The organism is Kitasatospora sp. NPDC048296 (assembly GCF_043201815.1).
Lineage (GTDB): Bacteria > Actinomycetota > Actinomycetes > Streptomycetales > Streptomycetaceae > Kitasatospora.
Genome location: NZ_JBICZB010000118.1, coordinates 1 through 15034, shown reverse-complemented (window position 1 = coordinate 15034; position 15034 = coordinate 1). Strand labels below are relative to the sequence as shown.

Genomic DNA, 15034 nt, shown 5'->3' with positions numbered 1-15034 from the left:
CCGGGCTCTCGGCATGCCCAGCCCCCGCCTACGGCCCGGCGACATCTGACACAAGGATCACCCCAGATGAGCCGACGCGAACCGAAACAGCGAGGCTAGTGCTGGAAGAGTACTTCCGGATTGTTCGGCGCGGGGCCGTCCGGCAGCGGACTGTGGATCCCCTTCAGCGTCTTGTCGAAGAACGCTGTCACGTACTCGCGGGTGATCACCACCCCGCGTTCCGGGGAGAGGGGCGGCGTCGCGAACCCTGCCTCCTCGTGAAGCAGGTCCAGGTCGGAGAAGCTGAAGTGGTCGGCGTTGGCGACCGTCAGCCACTTCTTGTAGCCGCCGAGGGCGGCCCAGTCCTGCTCCCACTCGCCGCCGGCCGAGTGGTTGGAGGGGGGCGCACCCAGCATGAGGAACGGCCGGTTGAGGGGGTAAACCCTACCCCCGCTGGTGGGCTCTCCTCGCTGCCGACGGGTGGTCGGGTTGGGTACCGTCCCCTTGTCGAATCGAGGCGCGGATGACCTGTTCGCCGCCCGCACTGCCCACGAGAGCGGGTCCGAAGCGCCGACGGCCTGGATCGGGTCCATCTCGGCCAGCCGCTGCTGCAGGTCGGGGATGGCGTTGAAGGTGCCGAGGTTGGCGAAGGTGACGGCGTCCAGGAACGACACCGTGCCGGACTGGCTGTTGCCGACCACCACCACGTCCCTCAGGCCCGCGTCCGCGCCCCGGGTGCCCCACGGCGACTCTCGCGGTGCGCAGTCGAACGTAAACCACACCCACGCGCCCACCCAGGTCGAAGCCGACTGGATTGACCGCGACGTCGAGTTCGCGATGTGGCCGGCTGTCATACCACCACGAGCAGTGGCGGCGGCCTGACCTACTACCGTTCCGTGCCGGTCGCGAATACGGCGAGAAGGCCAGAAGGCTGCGGTGGAATGCGCCTTTCTTCGGCTGTTGCAGCAGTTTGAATACCCTGGGGGGTAGGGCGCCTAGAGGGGCTGAGCATGCTGAAGGACGTCGATATGGAGGCGTTCGCCGCCGCCCGCGAGTGCGGAGCGCTGGTGCTCGACGCGCGCGAGGGGTTCGAGTTCGCGATGGGGCACGTTCCCGGTGCGCGCTGGTTTCGCTCGGGATACTGGCCGACAGTCTTGCCGACCTCCCACGCGACAGAGCCGTCATGGTGATTTGTGCCTCTGGGAGCCGTAGCCAGGTCGCGGCCGAGCTGCTCGCCCGGGCCGGATTCGACGCCGCCTCCGTGCGGGGCGGCTGAGCTTCCCCGTAGCGCCCCCACTCGTCCGTCCATCGTGCCACCGCCGGAGCCCCTGGGCCGCCCCGGTCTGCTGGACCGCCTTGGCGTGTGGCCGTCGGCGGCCCGCACCCTGTCAAGCGGCGAGCTGGTACGCCGTGATGTGGCGTCCCCCACCGCGGCCGCGATGATCTTCGCGATCGCAATGGACTACACCGTCTTCCTGCTCGCCGCCGCCAAGGAGAACAACACACGGCTGACCGGCCGAGGGGGGGGGGGGGGGGGGGGGGGGGGGGGGGGGGGGGGCCCCCCCCCCCCCCCCCCCCCCCCGCGGCGGGGCGGGGGGGGGGGGCCCCGCCCCCCCCCCCCCCCCCCCCCCCCCCCCCCCCGCGTTCCGGCCTCCCGATCGTGTGTGCGGCTGCTCCATCTCCGGACCGCAGAAGGGACTGCGGCTCGCCGACGTCCGCTCAGCACTCAGTCGGGGCGAGGACAGTCGTGAAGCACAGTCCGGCCGACAGTGCGGTGCGCGTCGCGCCACGATGAGGGGGGACGGGATGGCCAGATCCGGCTCGCGCCTACCGTGCCCGGAGATGCCTCTCCCGACCGGATCGGCAGCCACCGTTCAGCGGCGACCCAGGATCCTCGCCAGGAAGCCACCACCCTTGCCTGTGTTCTTGTCGCAGGTACAGCGGTCGGCCTTGCCGACCCCGGCCAGCACCTGGTCGACGTGCATGCCGCACCCCGCATAGGTGGCCTTGCCGCAGGTGCGGCAGGTGGTACGTCGACACATCACATGACTCCTTGCGTTGTGGCCCTTGTGGGCGGCCGTTTCTTCAAAAATACCCCATAGGGTATATTTTGGGGTCGCGACTGCTGGCCGTGCATGTCCTGCAGCGCAATGCATGGGCGAGCGGTCGGCAGTTGGGCCGCTCCGTGTTTGTGCGGCCGGAGTCCCCCGGAAAGCACGGCGGAGGTCTCTGCTCAAGCCATCGGGGAGTCGCGCGATCGCTTGCGCGGCCTGGTCCGTGAAGACGCCAGCCGTGACCAGCCGACCGCCGCGGTGATCGACGCGCAGTCGCTGCGGGCGGAGGCCTCGGTACCGGCGTTCTTACGCGGCTACGACGGGGTCAGGAAGGTCCCCCTGGCAAGGCGCCACATCGGGTCGACTGCGCCAGCCTGCTGCTGGCCGTGATGGTCACTGCGGCCGACGTGACGGCCCTGGGACGGCTCATCCGCCGACATACCCGGCGGCATTTCGCCGCGTTCGACCTGCTGCGAGCCGCCGGTGCCGAGTCGGCCGGATGGTCTGGATCAGCCGGGTGTCGGTTTACGAGTCCGTGCCGTCGGGGTGTGTCCGCAAGCAGACCTCGGCAATGGTGAAGTGGCGGAGAGCCTCGAAATTCTCGGGCAGGTCGATGTGGCCTTCGACAATACGGCCGGGACGTTCGGCGACGAGGCGACGCGCGTGGGCGAGGTAACCCGCCAGAGACTCCTCGCCATGGTGGATCGGCGTGTCGGCACGCTTCCAACCGGGGCCATCCGGGGTGTCGAAGCGGAAGTCGGCCAGGCTCAACGGGGGTTCCATCGGCGCGAGCCGGTGGCGCCAGAGGCCGGCGCCAGGGGTGAAGCGATAGTCGGGGAGCAGGCGGTAGCCGTCCGTGGCTATGAGATCGACTGCCTCGACGATGAAATCCCGGACGGTGTCGGACATGAAGTACGGAAAGCTGACTCGTGTCCAGCCGGGCTTGATGCCTTCGTGGCCGCGCATGACGATTTCATCGCGCAGTGCCCCCGAATGATCTCCACCGATCCCCAGCAGACGGTGCCCATACGGGCCGGCGCAGGAGCAGCCGCCGCGGGCCTGGATGCCGAAGAGGTCGTTGAGCAGCGCGACCACGAAGTTGTGGTGCAGGTAGCGGTCCTCGTGCCGAATCAGGAACGAGACCAGTGGCAGGCGTCGCACATGGGTGGTGCCGAGGATGACGATGTTCGGGTTGTTCTGCCAGCGGTCCAGGACTGCATCCCAGGATCGCTCCTCCCTGGCGTGGATCAGCTCGGAACCGACCGCCTCCTTGACCCCGAAGGCGAGGCCGGCGCGGATCGACTCGACGATGGCGGGGGTGCCACCTTCCTCCCGGGCCACCACATCCTCGAGGTAGTACTGATGCTGGGGGTCCACGAAGGCAACGGTGCCGCCGCCCGGCATGGTGGGCACGCGGTTGCGGACGAGGTCCCGCCGCCCGGCATGGTGGGCACGCGGTTGCGGACGAGGTCCCGCCGAACGATGAGCACTCCCGGAGACTGCGGGCCCCCGACGAACTTGTGGGGTGACAGAAAGACGGCGTCCTTGTGATCGCCGCGGCCCGGTGCCGACTCGGCGACACGGATGGGAAGATACGGCCCGGCCGTGGCGAAGTCCCAGAAGGACAGCGCTCCGTGGGCGTGCAGCAGGGCGGCGATCCGGTCGGTGTCGGTGAGGATGCCGGTCACGTTGGAGGCGGCCGAGAAGCTGCCGATCCGCAGTGGCCGGTCCGAGTGGCGGACGAGCTGGGCGCGCAGGTCATCCTCGTCGATCCGACCGTTCGAATCCAGCTGGATGACCACGACATCGGCGATCGATTCCCGCCAGGGCAGTTCGTTCGAGTGATGTTCGTAGGGGCCGACGAAGACGACCGGCCGCTGATGCGACGGAATGGTGTGCGCCGGACCGTGCCGCTCGGCCAGGCCGACCGGACTCTGCAGCTCCAGGATGCCGACGAGTTTGTTCACGGCAGCCGTGGTCCCCGCCCCACAGAAGAGCACGACGTGATCGTCGGTGCCCCCGACCGCGCGATGGATCAGCTGGCGAGCGTCCTCGCGTAGGCGGGAGGTCTGCAGCCCCGTGGCGGAGCTCTCGGTATGAGTGTTGGCGTAATGGGGGAGGACCGCCGCGCGGAGCCAGTCCTCGATGAAGTCCAGCGAACGCCCGGAGGCCGTGTAGTCGGCATAGGTGATACGCCGGGGCCCGTAAGGGCCCTGCAGCACATCGCCGTCACCGATGAGGCCACGTCGGATCCGTGTCAGAAGTGCCGTGGCACTGTCCGACGGCGCCTGTGCATCCGAGGGGCCAGGAGCTGTGCGCTCTGTCGCCCGCTTCCCGCCCCGGGTGTCCGGACCCATGGCCGGCGTGCTTCGGCGAGACCGACGGATCAGCCCGAACGGTCTCCTGAGGGTCGTGATGACAGAGTTCGATTCCACGGACAGCTTTACGACCGCGTTCGGCCGAAGGTTCAATGTGACTGTGATCACACGCCGTCACGCACGGCGCTTCCTCGCGTTCGTCAGACTTCCTGACGGACGTGGCCTTGCCGGGCGGCCTCGGCGGCGATCTCGACTCTTGACCGGAAGGAGAGCTTGGCGAGGATGTGGGAGACGTGGGTCTGGACCGTCCGCGTGGAGAGCATCAGTTCTGCGGCGATTTCCGGGTTGGACCGGCTGTCGGCAATCCTCTGAGCGACGCGCAGCTCTGTCGGTGTCAGGCTGTGCCAGCCGGAGGTGGCCCGCAGCCGAGGGCCACGCGCTCCGAGGCGGATCCCGGCCGCGCGCAGCCGAGCTTGCGCGCGCTGGAGTCCCCAGTTGGCACCGAGTTCGGTATAAGCGGTCGCTGCCTCGTCCAGCCGACGTCTGGCTGCCGCCGGACTCCCCTGCCGGGCCAGTAGCTCGGCCGCGTCCTCCAAGGCGTTCGCCTGTCTCAGCGGACGGGAGGACGCCGCGTAGTAGTCGGCGGCCGCCAGCAGGGGCGCCGGGTCGGCTTCGACAAGTCCGGCAGCGTGCAAGGCGGTGTGCTTCCAGCAGGCGATGCCGGACGCCCGGGACGGCACGGTCTCGGCGAGGGCGGCCGCAGTTCCGGCGGTCGCGTGGTCACCGACCGCCAGAGCCAGCCGGACGACAACCGGCAGCCATTCGTACGGGTCCTCCGGTCCCGTCGCGATCCGCTGGTCGAGGACGGGTAGCAAGGCCGCCAGGGCCTGGTCCAGTCGCCCGGCGCGTTCAGCGGCGATCGAACGTGCCATCAACAGCCACTGGGCGGCTCCGTGGTCGGCGGGAGTCCGCAGCGGGTAGTCCTGCATGAGTCGCAACCGTGCTTCGCATGCGGACGTGTCGTCCTGAAGGCCGGCCACCAACGCGGCCAGGCCATGCGCCTGGACGGCCGCGTGCTGGAACTCCTCGCCGCCGAGGTGCTCGATCTCGGCGAGTGCCTCGTTCCATTGCCCGGTGCGGAAGCGATGAGCTGCGATCGCGACCGTCGCGCCATGGCCGTACGCCTGAGTGCGTCCGCCGGAACGGCGGATCTCGGCGATCTCCTCCTCGGCCTCGGGGATCCGGTCCTGGAGGCCTGTGATCACCAGCCGTTGGGTCCGGAGTAGGTTCTCGACCCGGGGGTGCGCGCCACCCGCGCAGACGGCCAGGCCACGCCTGCTCAGTTCGAAGGCGCTGCCGAGGTCACCGTCCCCGACCCGGGCCATCACCACCCGCATCCAGGAGGCGTAGGCGACGGCGAAGGTCTCGCCCGAGCGTTCACCGCCCGCCACCGCGCCGGCTGCCGCCTCGGCGGCCTCGTCGGGCCGGTCCGACCGGAACAGGTAGAAGGAGTTCTCGGCCTGCAACCGCGCCCTGGACCGCTCACTGATGCCGTCGATCGCGGTGGCGGCAGTCAGCAGATCCGCAGCCTCCCGAGCCCCGGTGCCGGTCGACGAGCGGGCGTAGAGCGTCTCGCCGAGCAGCCAGGAGGCCTCGGCCGCGACCTCAGGCGCGCAGGACGGCACGGCCAGCAGCCGACGTGCCGTCACCTCGGCTTCGTCGGGCCGGCCCAGCGCGTTGAGTGCCTCGATCATGCGCAGCTGCAGGCCGGTCCGATCCGTTTCCTGACCGTCTCCGTCGATGGCCTGCGTCAGGAGCTCCAGCGCGATGGCCGGCGAACGGGTGACCAGTTCGCGGGCGTGCCGTGCGACCCAGCCGTGCAGCCACGCGTCCGCGGCCATGGGGGCCGCCCGGATCAGATGGCCGGCTACCTGGTCGAGCGGCGCACCGGCCAGATCGAGCGCCTCCGCCGCCTGCCGGTGCAGCGCCCCGCGCATGGCCTTCGGGGTGCTCTCCACGAGAGCCTGCCAGATCATGTGGTGACGGAATCTGAGCCGCTCTCCGGCCGGGTCCAGTACGGCGGCGGCGAGTGCTTCCTCGAGCACCGGAACGAGGGCGACCAGCGAACGGCGCGACACCGCGGCGAGATCGGCGGGCCGGAACTCGATGCCCAGCACGGCAGCGATCCGAAGGGCCGCGCGAAGCTCGGGGGACAGCCGCTGGACACGGTCGGTGATCGCCGCTCCGAGCGAGAGGTCGTGGCGGTCGGGTGTGACCTCGAACCCGTGCCGCCCCCTCGTCAGTCCGCCTTGCCGGCGGAGCAGAGCCGTCAGCTCGGTGAGGTGAAGCGGATTGCCACCGGCTCCGTCGAGTGCCCCCAGCAGGGACGGCCCCACCGGGCCGCCCAGTTGACCGGCCGCGAGGGCTGCCACCTCGGGCGAGGCCAGCGGCTCCAGATCCATCACGAGGCCGCCGCCGCGCTGCAGCGTGTGAACCGCAAGGGCCTCGGTGCCGGCGCCGGTGCCGGGCGTCACGGACGCCGCCACGGTGAGCGGAAACTGCTCGGCGTGGCGCGCCAGGCGCATCCAGAGCGTCGCCGAGGTCGCGTCCGCCCAGTGGAGGTCGTCCACCACGACGAGGACCGGGCTTGTCGCGCACTGCTGTTCCACCACCTGGAACAGCCGCTCCGCGGTGGCCGACACCGGGTCCGTCATTCCAGCGGCCGCGTGCCGTGCCGGTGCCGCCACTGCGACTCGGTACTCCGCCCGCAGCTGCCCGGAGCACGGCTGGTCCCGTTCCAGGAGATCCAGGAACGTCCCCAGGGGGAAGTGCCGCTCCGACTCGTTCGCCGTACTCCAGAGCACCGCGAAGCCCGACTCCCGGGCGCGGTCGGCACAGGCTCTCAGCAGGGCGGACTTCCCGATCCCGGCTTCACCCCGAAGCAGGACAGCGCGCCCCTGGCCGGCTGCGGCTGCGGACAGTACATCGTTGAGCTGCGACGACTCGGCCGTCCGACCGATCAGCGCTGCGGTCGCCCGGCTGGTTCTCATTCTCGGAATTATCGCATTGTCAGGCTTTCGTCCGGTTTCGGGAGTCCCTGCCCGCAGAAGTCGCACCCGTGGGTCTGGGACACTTGTCCGCTCCCGGGGTAGCCCGGCAGCGCGAGCCCGAGGCGCTGAGCAGCCGTGATGGTCGGGCGATGGTGAAGTGGATCTTGATGGTAGTGACGGTGCAGGGCCGTGAGACCGAGCGGGCGCGCCTTGAACTCATGGTTCGGCAACTGACGGCGGGCAGAGGCCAGGCGATGGTGCTCCGCGGTGAGCCGGGCATCGGGAAGTCGGCCGTGCTCGACCTCGTCGACGCCCTGTGCCGGTCGGCCGGGATCACGGTCCTGCGCGGTGCGGCGGGTGAGATCGACCGGTCAGTGCCGTTCGCCGTGCTGAGCGAGTGCCTCGATGCGGGTGCCGCCGACCACCCGGGGGTCGTCCGGATCCGCGGTCTGCTGCGTGGTGACGAGCGGGTCGGGGCACCGGCGGGGGCGGTGGGCCAGGAGTTCCTGATCGCTGAGGCCATCCTGTCGACCTTGGACGACTGGTGCTCGGCCGAGCCGCTGGCGCTGCTGGTGGACGACCTGCACTGGGCGGACCCGGCCAGCCTGGCCGTCATCCGCCGGCTGGTACGTGCGCTGGACCAGCTGCCCCTGCTGGTGGTGGTCACGTGCCGTCCCACGCCGGACACCGCCACCGTCACCGGGTTGCTGCGCGACCTGGCGGAGTCCGGCGTCCCGATCACCGATCTCGCGCCCCTCGTCGAAGCCGAGGTCGCCGCTCTGGTTGCCAACCTCGCCGGTGGCCTGCCGGGCGAGCGGCTGCGGTCCCTGGTCGCGGGTGCGGCCGGCAACCCGCTCTACGTGGCGGAGCTGGTCCGGGCGCTGTCGGGTGAGGGCCGGATCGAGCTGCAGGGCTCGACCGCCGAGATCGGGCCGGAGACCTCCCTCATGCCAGCCCCACTGAGTGCGACGATCCTCCACCGGATCGACTCGCTGACTGCGCCGACCCGCGAGCTGCTCCGCCTGGTGGCACTGCTCGGCCGCGCGTTCAGCGCGGCCGAGATGACCACTGTGCTCCAGCTTCCGGCCACCGACCTGGTGGAGCCGGTGGTGGAGGCGCTCGCGGCGGGAGTGCTGGAGGAGCGCGGAGGCGGCTTCGCGTTCCGGCACGACCTGATCCGCCAGGCTGTGGTGGAGAGTCATTCCCAGGCGGTCCGGACGGCTCTGCACGAGCAGATCGGGGTCTCGCTGGCCGAGGCGGGCGCGCCCGTCGAGCGGGTCGCGGAGCACGTACTGGAGGCCGGCCGACTGGGACCGCGGGACCTGGCCTGGTTGCGCGTCTCGCTGGATCCGCTCCTGGTGCGAGCACCGGTGCTCGCGGTCGAGCTGCTGCGCCGTGCCACCGCGAGTGCCGGCTCCCAGGACCTGGGCTTCGAACTCGTCCGGGCGCTGCTCTGGGCCGGGCTGCCGGCCGAAGCCGAACACGCCGCCAGAGCCGCGCTCGCGCGCCCCCTGCCCGAAGGCTCGGAGGGCATGGTGCGTGGGTGGCTCGCGCAGGCGCTCCTGCAGCAGGGGCGGCTGGCGGAGACGGTGGCCGAGGTCCGTTCGGCGCTCGCCCTGGAGAGCCTCCCCCTGAACCAGGCAGCACTCCTCCATGCCCTGGAATCCCAGACTCTTCACCTCATGATCCGTCCGGAGGAGGCGGAACGTGCCGCGCTCCTGGCGGTGCGGAACGGGCGGGAGAGCGGCGACGGTTTCGCGACGGCCTACGGTCTCACGACCCAGTCCGCGGTCCTGCTGGTCACCAGGCGAGTCGAAGAAGCCCTCGCTCTCACCACCGCAGCCCTCGACCACTTGGGGGAGGCGGGGATCTCGTCCGATGTCCAACTCACCCCACTCCTGGCCCGGGGCTACTGCCTGGCCGACCTCGACCGACTGGCAGAGGCCCACGCGGACCTGCGCGCGGGGGCCAGGGAGAGCGAGCAGGCCGGCGTGGCGCTGCTGCCCTGGTACCAGTCCGCCATCGCCAACCTCGAGTACCTGCGTGGGAACTGGGACGACGCCCTGGTCGCCGTCCAGAGCGGGCTGGACACCGTCGACCCCTTGGACGTGGGCCCCGATCTGCGCGCGATCGCCGCGCAGATCCACGTGCGCCGGGGGCAGCGGAGCGAACACACCGACGTCATCATGGCTGAGGCCGACGACCTGCGCGCACACTCCTACACGGAGTACCTGCACTGGTGGGTGCGAGCCCTGGTACGGGACGCCGAGGGCGACTGCGCAGGAGCCTTCGACCTCCTTGAGGCGTACCTGTGGAAGTCGGGCGAGCTGCGCAAGGTGGTGACCCTCGATCACCTCTTCCCGGACGCCGCCCGGATGGCCTTCTGCCTGGGCCGCTCGGACCGGCTGGCCGCGCTCGCCGCGTCCGCGCAGGAGCTGGCCGACTTCCAGCCGTCCCCGAACAAGCTCGGCACGGCCGCGCTCTGCCGCGGGCTGGCCGACGCGGACAGCACCCTGCTCGCCGAATCCGCCACGGCGTACCAAGCAGCGGGGCGCCCCCTGTTCGTGGCGTTCGCCCGCGAGAACGAGGCCGTTCTGCTGGCCCGCGCCGGCTCGGCGGACCAGGCCGCCGCCGCGTCGGCCGAGGCGGTCGACGGCTACCTCGCACTCGGCGCCTCGTGGGACGCCCGTCGTACCCGGCAGCGCCTGCGGGCGGAAGGGGTGACCGTCAGAAGCCGGAAGGCGGCCGCCAGGAGCGAGACAGGCTGGGAGGCGCTGAGCGAGACCGAGCGCGCGGTGCTGGCCATGGTCGCGGAGGGCTGCTCCAACCCGCAGATCTCCGAGCGCCTGTACATCTCCCGGCGGACGGCGCAGCTGCACGTGTCGCGCATCATGGCGAAGCTCGGCGAGTCCTCGCGGGTGGGGCTCGCCGTGACAGCGACTTTGCTACAGCAGGGGTGAACCACGGAGTGCAGCGCCGGGGTGTCCCGGTCGGACGCGTCGGCGCTGCACCGTGGCGGGCCCCGGGGGCCGCCTCCGTCTCTAGTCGTGCGAGAACCGGAGGGTCGGCAGGAGCCTGCTGAGCCAGTCCGGAGTCCACCAGGCGGCACGTCCGGTCAGCCGGAGCAGGACGGGCAGCAGGACCAGGCGGACGAGGGCCGCGTCGAGCAGGACTGCCAGGCCCAGGACGATGCCCATTTCCTTGGGGGGCAGCGGGCCGGAGAGCGCAAAGGTGAAGAAGACGGCGACCATGACGGCGGCGGCCGCGAAGACGACCCGGCCCGAGTGGGTGAGAGAGGCGATCACGGCTGTGCGTGGGTCGCCGCTGCGTTCGTAGTGCTCCTTGGCCGAGGCGAGGAGGAAGACGGTGTAGTCCATCGCGATCGCGAAGATCATGGCGAAGAAGAAGACCGGTGCCCACCCGTCGAGGAAACCCTGCGGAGTGAAACCGATCAGCCCTGCCCCGTGGCCGTCCTGGAAGACGAGACGGGCAGCGCCGAAGGCGGCCGCGGTGGCGAGCAGGTTGGTGACAGTGCCGATCAGGGCAACCAGGGGCGCTTGCAGGGCAAGCAGGAGCAGGACGAAGCCGAGTGCCAGAATCACTCCGACGACCAGCGGGGTCTTGGCGTTCAGGACGTCCTGCAGGTCGAGGTTCTCGACGGCAGCGCCACCGACCAATGTCTGCCCGGGCAGGTGCCTGCGCAGTTCGGCAACAGTCGCTCGCAGGGCGGGGTCCGAGGGATCGGAAGCCGGGACGGCTTGGATGAGAGCCAAGCCGGACTGGTCGGCCGCGTTCGTCGTCGGCATCACGACTGCGATCCCCGGGGTGTGCTTGAGGACGGCGGCTGCCTCCTCCGCCTGGGCCAGGGGCGTCACGATCTGGAGAGCGCCGGGAGCACCGGGACCGAACGCCTTCTGAACGGCGACGTAGCCCGTTCGAGCGGAGGAGTCCGCCGGGATGACGGTGATCGACGGCATGGCGGTCCGAAGCCCGATCACCGGCGTGGCGAGTGCCACCAGGGCGAGCAGAGCGGGGACGCCGAACCGCAGCGGGTGCGCCCAGAGACGGTTGGCCCAGGCGGCGAAGCGGGGCGAGCCGGCGGCGTCCTGGCGGCGGGTGAACGGCAGAGCCGCGGCGTCGACCCGGACGCCGAGCTTTCCGAGGACGGCGGGCAGCAGCGTCAGGGTCGCCGCCAGGACGAACGTGACCGCGATCATGATGCCGAGCGCCATGGACCGGAAGGCAGGTGACGGGACGAGCAGGACCGCGGAAAGGCTGACCAGGACCGTGGCACCGGACAGCGCGACGGCCTTACCAGCGGTGTCCATGGTTTCGCCGACAGCGCGCCGGGCGTCGCCGTGGCGAGCGAGCGCCCCACGGAACCGTACGACGATGAACAAGGCGTAGTCGATGCCCAGAGCAAGGGCGAACATCATCGCGAAGTTCATCGCCCAGATGGACGTCGGAGTCATGTGATTGAGCAGCACCAGTGCACCGGCCGAGGCCGCCAGTCCTGCCATGGTCAGCAACAGCGGGAGCCCGGCAGCGACCAGCGAGCCGAAAGCCAGCACCAGGATCGCGAGCGTCACCGGCCACGACAACATCTCCGACTGCATCATCGCATCGTGGTTGGCGGCGTTGAAGTCGCTCCACAGGACGGAGGCGCCCGTGGCGCGCACCTGGACACCGGCTCCGGACAGTGCCCCGAGCGGACCCTTCAGGTCGTCTGCCGCACGGACCATGGCGTTGGTGTCGGCCTTCGCGCCGGCCAGGATGACCGCGGTATGCCCGTCCGGGCTTATCGTGGCGCCGGGTTGAGGCGGCACCACCTCGCCGATTCGCGGGTCGGCCTTCACGAGCGTCATCGCGCGGCCGACGACTTGCTGAACGGCGGGGTCGGTCACCGGCCGGTCGGCGGCGATGACGATCTGAAGAGCCGAGGAGGCGTTGCCGTCGAAGTGTTGCCGAGCGAGTTCGCGGACGCGAACCGACTCCGAGCCGTTGGCCTGCCAGCCCGCGCCGGCCAGCGAGGAGGTCACCTGCGGAGCGAGGGAACCGAGCCCGGCTACCACGACGAGCCAGAGCACGGTGACCAGCCGCAGACGGCCCGCGGCCCAAAGGCCGAGACGGCCCAGGAGGCCCGGCGGTCCGCTCTGTTCGGGATTTCGGCTCCCATCCCCGCCCTCCGTTGCATGGGGAGGGGGGTTCACCGGGCCGTTGTGCGGAGCGTGAATGTGATCAGTCGTCGTCATGTGTGACCTCCATTGAGGGCTACCGAAAGCGGGTATGGGCAGGCGTAGTTCCGGTCGCGACGCCGCGTGTCCCTGATGTCCACCGGCGCGCCGGACGCATCGCGTCGGCTACTTGATCGGCTGGTGCTCTTTCAAGGCCGACCGAAGAGAGCGGAGAGCGTAGTGACACCGGGACTTGACGGTGCCGGGGGGCACACCGAGGATCTCGGCGGCGGCGTTGATGGAACGGTTCTCGAAGTAGACCTGCACGACCACGGCGCGATGCCGATCGCTCAAGGACGCCAGCGCCGAGCGAAGCGACCAGCTCGTCAGGAGCAGGTCGATCTCGTTCGCGGCCGCACTCTCCTCGAAGAGCATGTCGAGGTCGTCGGAGCCGACCTCGACAGGTCTGTACCTGCGTGAGCGCAGGTGGTCGATGAGCAGGTTCCTGGCCACCCGGTAGAGCCATGGCAGCGCCGTCTGGTGCTCGGTGGACAGAATCTCGGGATGGTGCAACGCGCGTATGAAGGTCTCCTGCGTGAGGTCCTCGGCCAGCTGTGGATCCCCGAAGGTCCGCTTGACGAGGTAGGACAGGACCGCAGCGTGGTGTACGGCGCTCAGCCTGCGGAACTTGACCTCAGACATCCGGGCACCGGTGGTCGGGGAGTCGTTCACCAGCGTCGGCCCGCTCGGGGTGAGCGCTCTCATGGGGATCCTCGCGAGTTCGATGAGGGATAGCTGTGCCGGTCAGGCCGACGATCGAGGTTTACACGGAGGAGAAGAAAGGAATATCCGTCAGCTGCGCATGTTTGGGCAGCCCGTCAGCAGGCAGGTTGGGACGCGTAGACGGCGGTCCGGCTCGAAACCGGTCACGGTGGCAGCACTGATGATTTCCCTCAGGCGGGCCGTCTGACCTGCAGATCTGTGCCGGTCGGCGGATATCTGGCCCAGACCGCGCATGCTCGACGCGGAGACGGCTGGAACGGGAAACTGCATCTCCGCCGAGGCCCCGAAGGTCCTCACCACCGAGGCGGTCCAGGCGTCCGACGTGGTGATCACCATGGGCTGCGGCGACGCCTGCTCGTACTTCCCTGGCAAGCGTTACCTCGACTGGAAGCTCGACGAGCCGGCTGACCAGGGTGTGGATGCCGTTCGTCCGATCCGTGATGAGATCGAGCAGCGCATCCGTGGTCTGCTTTCCGAACTGGGCATCGAGGTGCGGGCCTGACTGCCGCGGGCACCACGTGGTTTGAGCTGCAGTGCAGAGCCGCTGACTGTACAGACCCGTTCGGAGAGCGGTCCGGGGAAACGGACCGGGAGTAGTCCCGGCACCGCGTCCCGGACCGACTCACCAGGCCGATCTTGAGCAGACCGGCCTCAGCGGTGCTCTTGCGGAGCTGGCCCAGGACCCACTGCGGCCGCGGCGGCGATCCGCCGGCCTCCCGTAGGAGCGACCCGGTCAGCAGACGGGAGCAGCTGCCGCCGCGATCAGCCGATCACCGGGACCAGCCTGCCTCGTACGTGACCGCGCTCGCTGGTGCGATGTGCTTCGGCGATCTCGTCGAGCGGGAAGGTTCGGTCAACGGGAAGCCAGCCTGCGCTGTTCCTCACTCAGAAAGTTGGTGGGCACGGCCCGCTCCTTGATCGTCGGCGGTCGCGCGCGATGATCGCAGCCATGACAAGCAGGCAGCCCGTGATCGGGAGTATCGGCCCTGTGTGGCCGAGGCAACTGGTACGGAGGCGTCCTGTCCGTGCGGCTTCTACCGCAGGACGGCGTCCACGTCGCCGGGGCAGACGATGGCGCACTCGCAAGGATCCAGGGAGGGTCGGGCCACGGCGTCAGTGCCGGTCCGGGCCCCTTGTAGGCGCGGACCGGCACACGCGGGCCGATCGATCCCGTCAGTGGCCGTGGCCGCCGTCATGGCCGCCACCGCTGTGGTCGCCGTGGCCGACGATCGTCCACGGTCGCATCAGATCGTCGTCCTCGTGTTCGAGAAGGTGGCAGTGGTGGATGTACGTCGCCGGGAGCTTGGTACCGCTGTCCGGAATCGACGCGATCGTAGCCGTCGGCGGGGTGAATTCCTGGATGATGATTCTGGTCACCGTCTCCGGATAGGATTTGAACGTGTCCTTGCTGGACCCTGCTTCGTCCGGGTCCGGCGGTACCGGTGGGCCGGTGAAATAGTTCTCCAGCACCGGCAGGTCCTTCGTTTTGCGGCCACCGTCAATCCACTTGTCGTAATCGGCCTGGTAGGCGGCCGCGTCGATCGGCTGCCTGTCCAGCACCTGCAAGTTGACAAGGTGGACTGAGGTTCCCCCGGGATGCGGAGGATGGTGACAGCGGTTCAGATGGGTCTCATGAGAGGACCCGAGGCCATGGCCGCCCCGAAGAAGTACCCGCA

General features: G+C 69.8%; 9 protein-coding genes and 3 pseudogenes. 3 read left to right on the top strand and 9 right to left on the bottom strand.

Annotated features, from left to right (window positions below; translation table 11 throughout):
- Positions 1 to 95: 95 nt before the first annotated feature.
- Positions 96 to 680: a hypothetical protein gene (locus ACGF12_RS36555; RefSeq protein WP_393040292.1), complete on the bottom strand. Its 585-nt coding sequence runs from the start codon at positions 678 to 680 to the stop codon at positions 96 to 98.
- Positions 681 to 989: 309 nt separating this feature from the next.
- Here ACGF12_RS36555 and ACGF12_RS36550 point away from each other — a divergent pair, with 309 nt between their 5' ends.
- Complete coding sequence (locus tag ACGF12_RS36550; protein WP_393040289.1) at positions 990 to 1169, top strand: rhodanese-like domain-containing protein; 180 nt, start codon at positions 990 to 992, stop codon at positions 1167 to 1169.
- Positions 1170 to 1853: 684 nt separating this feature from the next.
- Here the strand turns inward: ACGF12_RS36550 and ACGF12_RS36545 are convergent.
- The 4 genes and pseudogenes from ACGF12_RS36545 to ACGF12_RS36530 form a co-directional block, all read right to left on the bottom strand.
- Positions 1854 to 2021: a hypothetical protein gene (locus ACGF12_RS36545; protein ID WP_393040286.1), complete on the bottom strand. Its 168-nt coding sequence runs from the start codon at positions 2019 to 2021 to the stop codon at positions 1854 to 1856.
- A 537-nt stretch (positions 2022 to 2558) separates the two neighbouring features.
- The gene (locus ACGF12_RS36540; protein WP_393040297.1) at positions 2559 to 3437 is read right to left on the bottom strand and encodes an aminotransferase class V-fold PLP-dependent enzyme; all 879 of its coding nucleotides are present in this window, start codon (positions 3435 to 3437) and stop codon (positions 2559 to 2561) included.
- Between the two features lie 137 nt (positions 3438 to 3574).
- Positions 3575 to 4390: pseudogene (locus ACGF12_RS36535) on the bottom strand (aminotransferase class V-fold PLP-dependent enzyme); the annotation flags it as partial.
- Between the two features lie 161 nt (positions 4391 to 4551).
- A complete protein-coding gene (locus tag ACGF12_RS36530; RefSeq protein WP_393040283.1) occupies positions 4552 to 7401 on the bottom strand; it encodes an ATP-binding protein in 2850 nt (949 codons plus the stop codon).
- 149 nt (positions 7402 to 7550) lie between these two features.
- Between ACGF12_RS36530 and ACGF12_RS36525 the strand changes: the two genes are divergently transcribed.
- Positions 7551 to 10361 carry an AAA family ATPase gene (locus ACGF12_RS36525; protein ID WP_393040280.1) on the top strand — a complete coding sequence of 937 codons (2811 nt, stop codon included), beginning with the start codon at positions 7551 to 7553 and terminating at the stop codon, positions 10359 to 10361.
- An 81-nt stretch (positions 10362 to 10442) separates the two neighbouring features.
- On the opposite strand, the gene ACGF12_RS36520 is transcribed toward ACGF12_RS36525, so the two are convergent.
- Together ACGF12_RS36520 and ACGF12_RS36515 are read right to left on the bottom strand one after the other, a co-directional pair.
- Positions 10443 to 12473: an MMPL family transporter gene (locus ACGF12_RS36520; RefSeq protein WP_393040295.1), complete on the bottom strand. Its 2031-nt coding sequence runs from the start codon at positions 12471 to 12473 to the stop codon at positions 10443 to 10445.
- A 288-nt stretch (positions 12474 to 12761) separates the two neighbouring features.
- Entirely contained in the window at positions 12762 to 13340 is a 579-nt protein-coding gene (locus ACGF12_RS36515) for a sigma-70 family RNA polymerase sigma factor (protein ID WP_393040277.1), read from the bottom strand.
- Between the two features lie 277 nt (positions 13341 to 13617).
- Here ACGF12_RS36515 and ACGF12_RS36510 point away from each other — a divergent pair.
- A pseudogene (locus ACGF12_RS36510) lies at positions 13618 to 13860 on the top strand (phosphotyrosine protein phosphatase); the annotation flags it as partial.
- Between the two features lie 260 nt (positions 13861 to 14120).
- Here ACGF12_RS36510 and ACGF12_RS36505 read toward each other — a convergent pair.
- Positions 14121 to 14222, bottom strand: a pseudogene (locus ACGF12_RS36505) (zinc-binding dehydrogenase); the annotation flags it as partial.
- 309 nt (positions 14223 to 14531) lie between these two features.
- Positions 14532 to 14924 carry a hypothetical protein gene (locus ACGF12_RS36500; protein WP_393040274.1) on the bottom strand — a complete coding sequence of 131 codons (393 nt, stop codon included), beginning with the start codon at positions 14922 to 14924 and terminating at the stop codon, positions 14532 to 14534.
- Positions 14925 to 15034 lie beyond the last annotated feature (110 nt).

Excerpts from the sequence above, each read along its gene's own strand:
- ACGF12_RS36540 (WP_393040297.1), bottom strand. The coding sequence starts at position 3,437 with ATGCCGGGCGGCGGCACCGTTGCCTTCGTGGACCCCCAGCATCAGTAC.
- ACGF12_RS36530 (WP_393040283.1), bottom strand. The coding sequence starts at position 7,401 with ATGAGAACCAGCCGGGCGACCGCAGCGCTGATCGGTCGGACGGCCGAG.
- ACGF12_RS36525 (WP_393040280.1), top strand. The coding sequence starts at position 7,551 with ATGGTGAAGTGGATCTTGATGGTAGTGACGGTGCAGGGCCGTGAGACC.
- ACGF12_RS36515 (WP_393040277.1), bottom strand. The coding sequence starts at position 13,340 with ATGAGAGCGCTCACCCCGAGCGGGCCGACGCTGGTGAACGACTCCCCG.
- ACGF12_RS36550 (WP_393040289.1), top strand. The coding sequence starts at position 990 with ATGCTGAAGGACGTCGATATGGAGGCGTTCGCCGCCGCCCGCGAGTGC.
- ACGF12_RS36545 (WP_393040286.1), bottom strand. The coding sequence starts at position 2,021 with ATGTGTCGACGTACCACCTGCCGCACCTGCGGCAAGGCCACCTATGCG.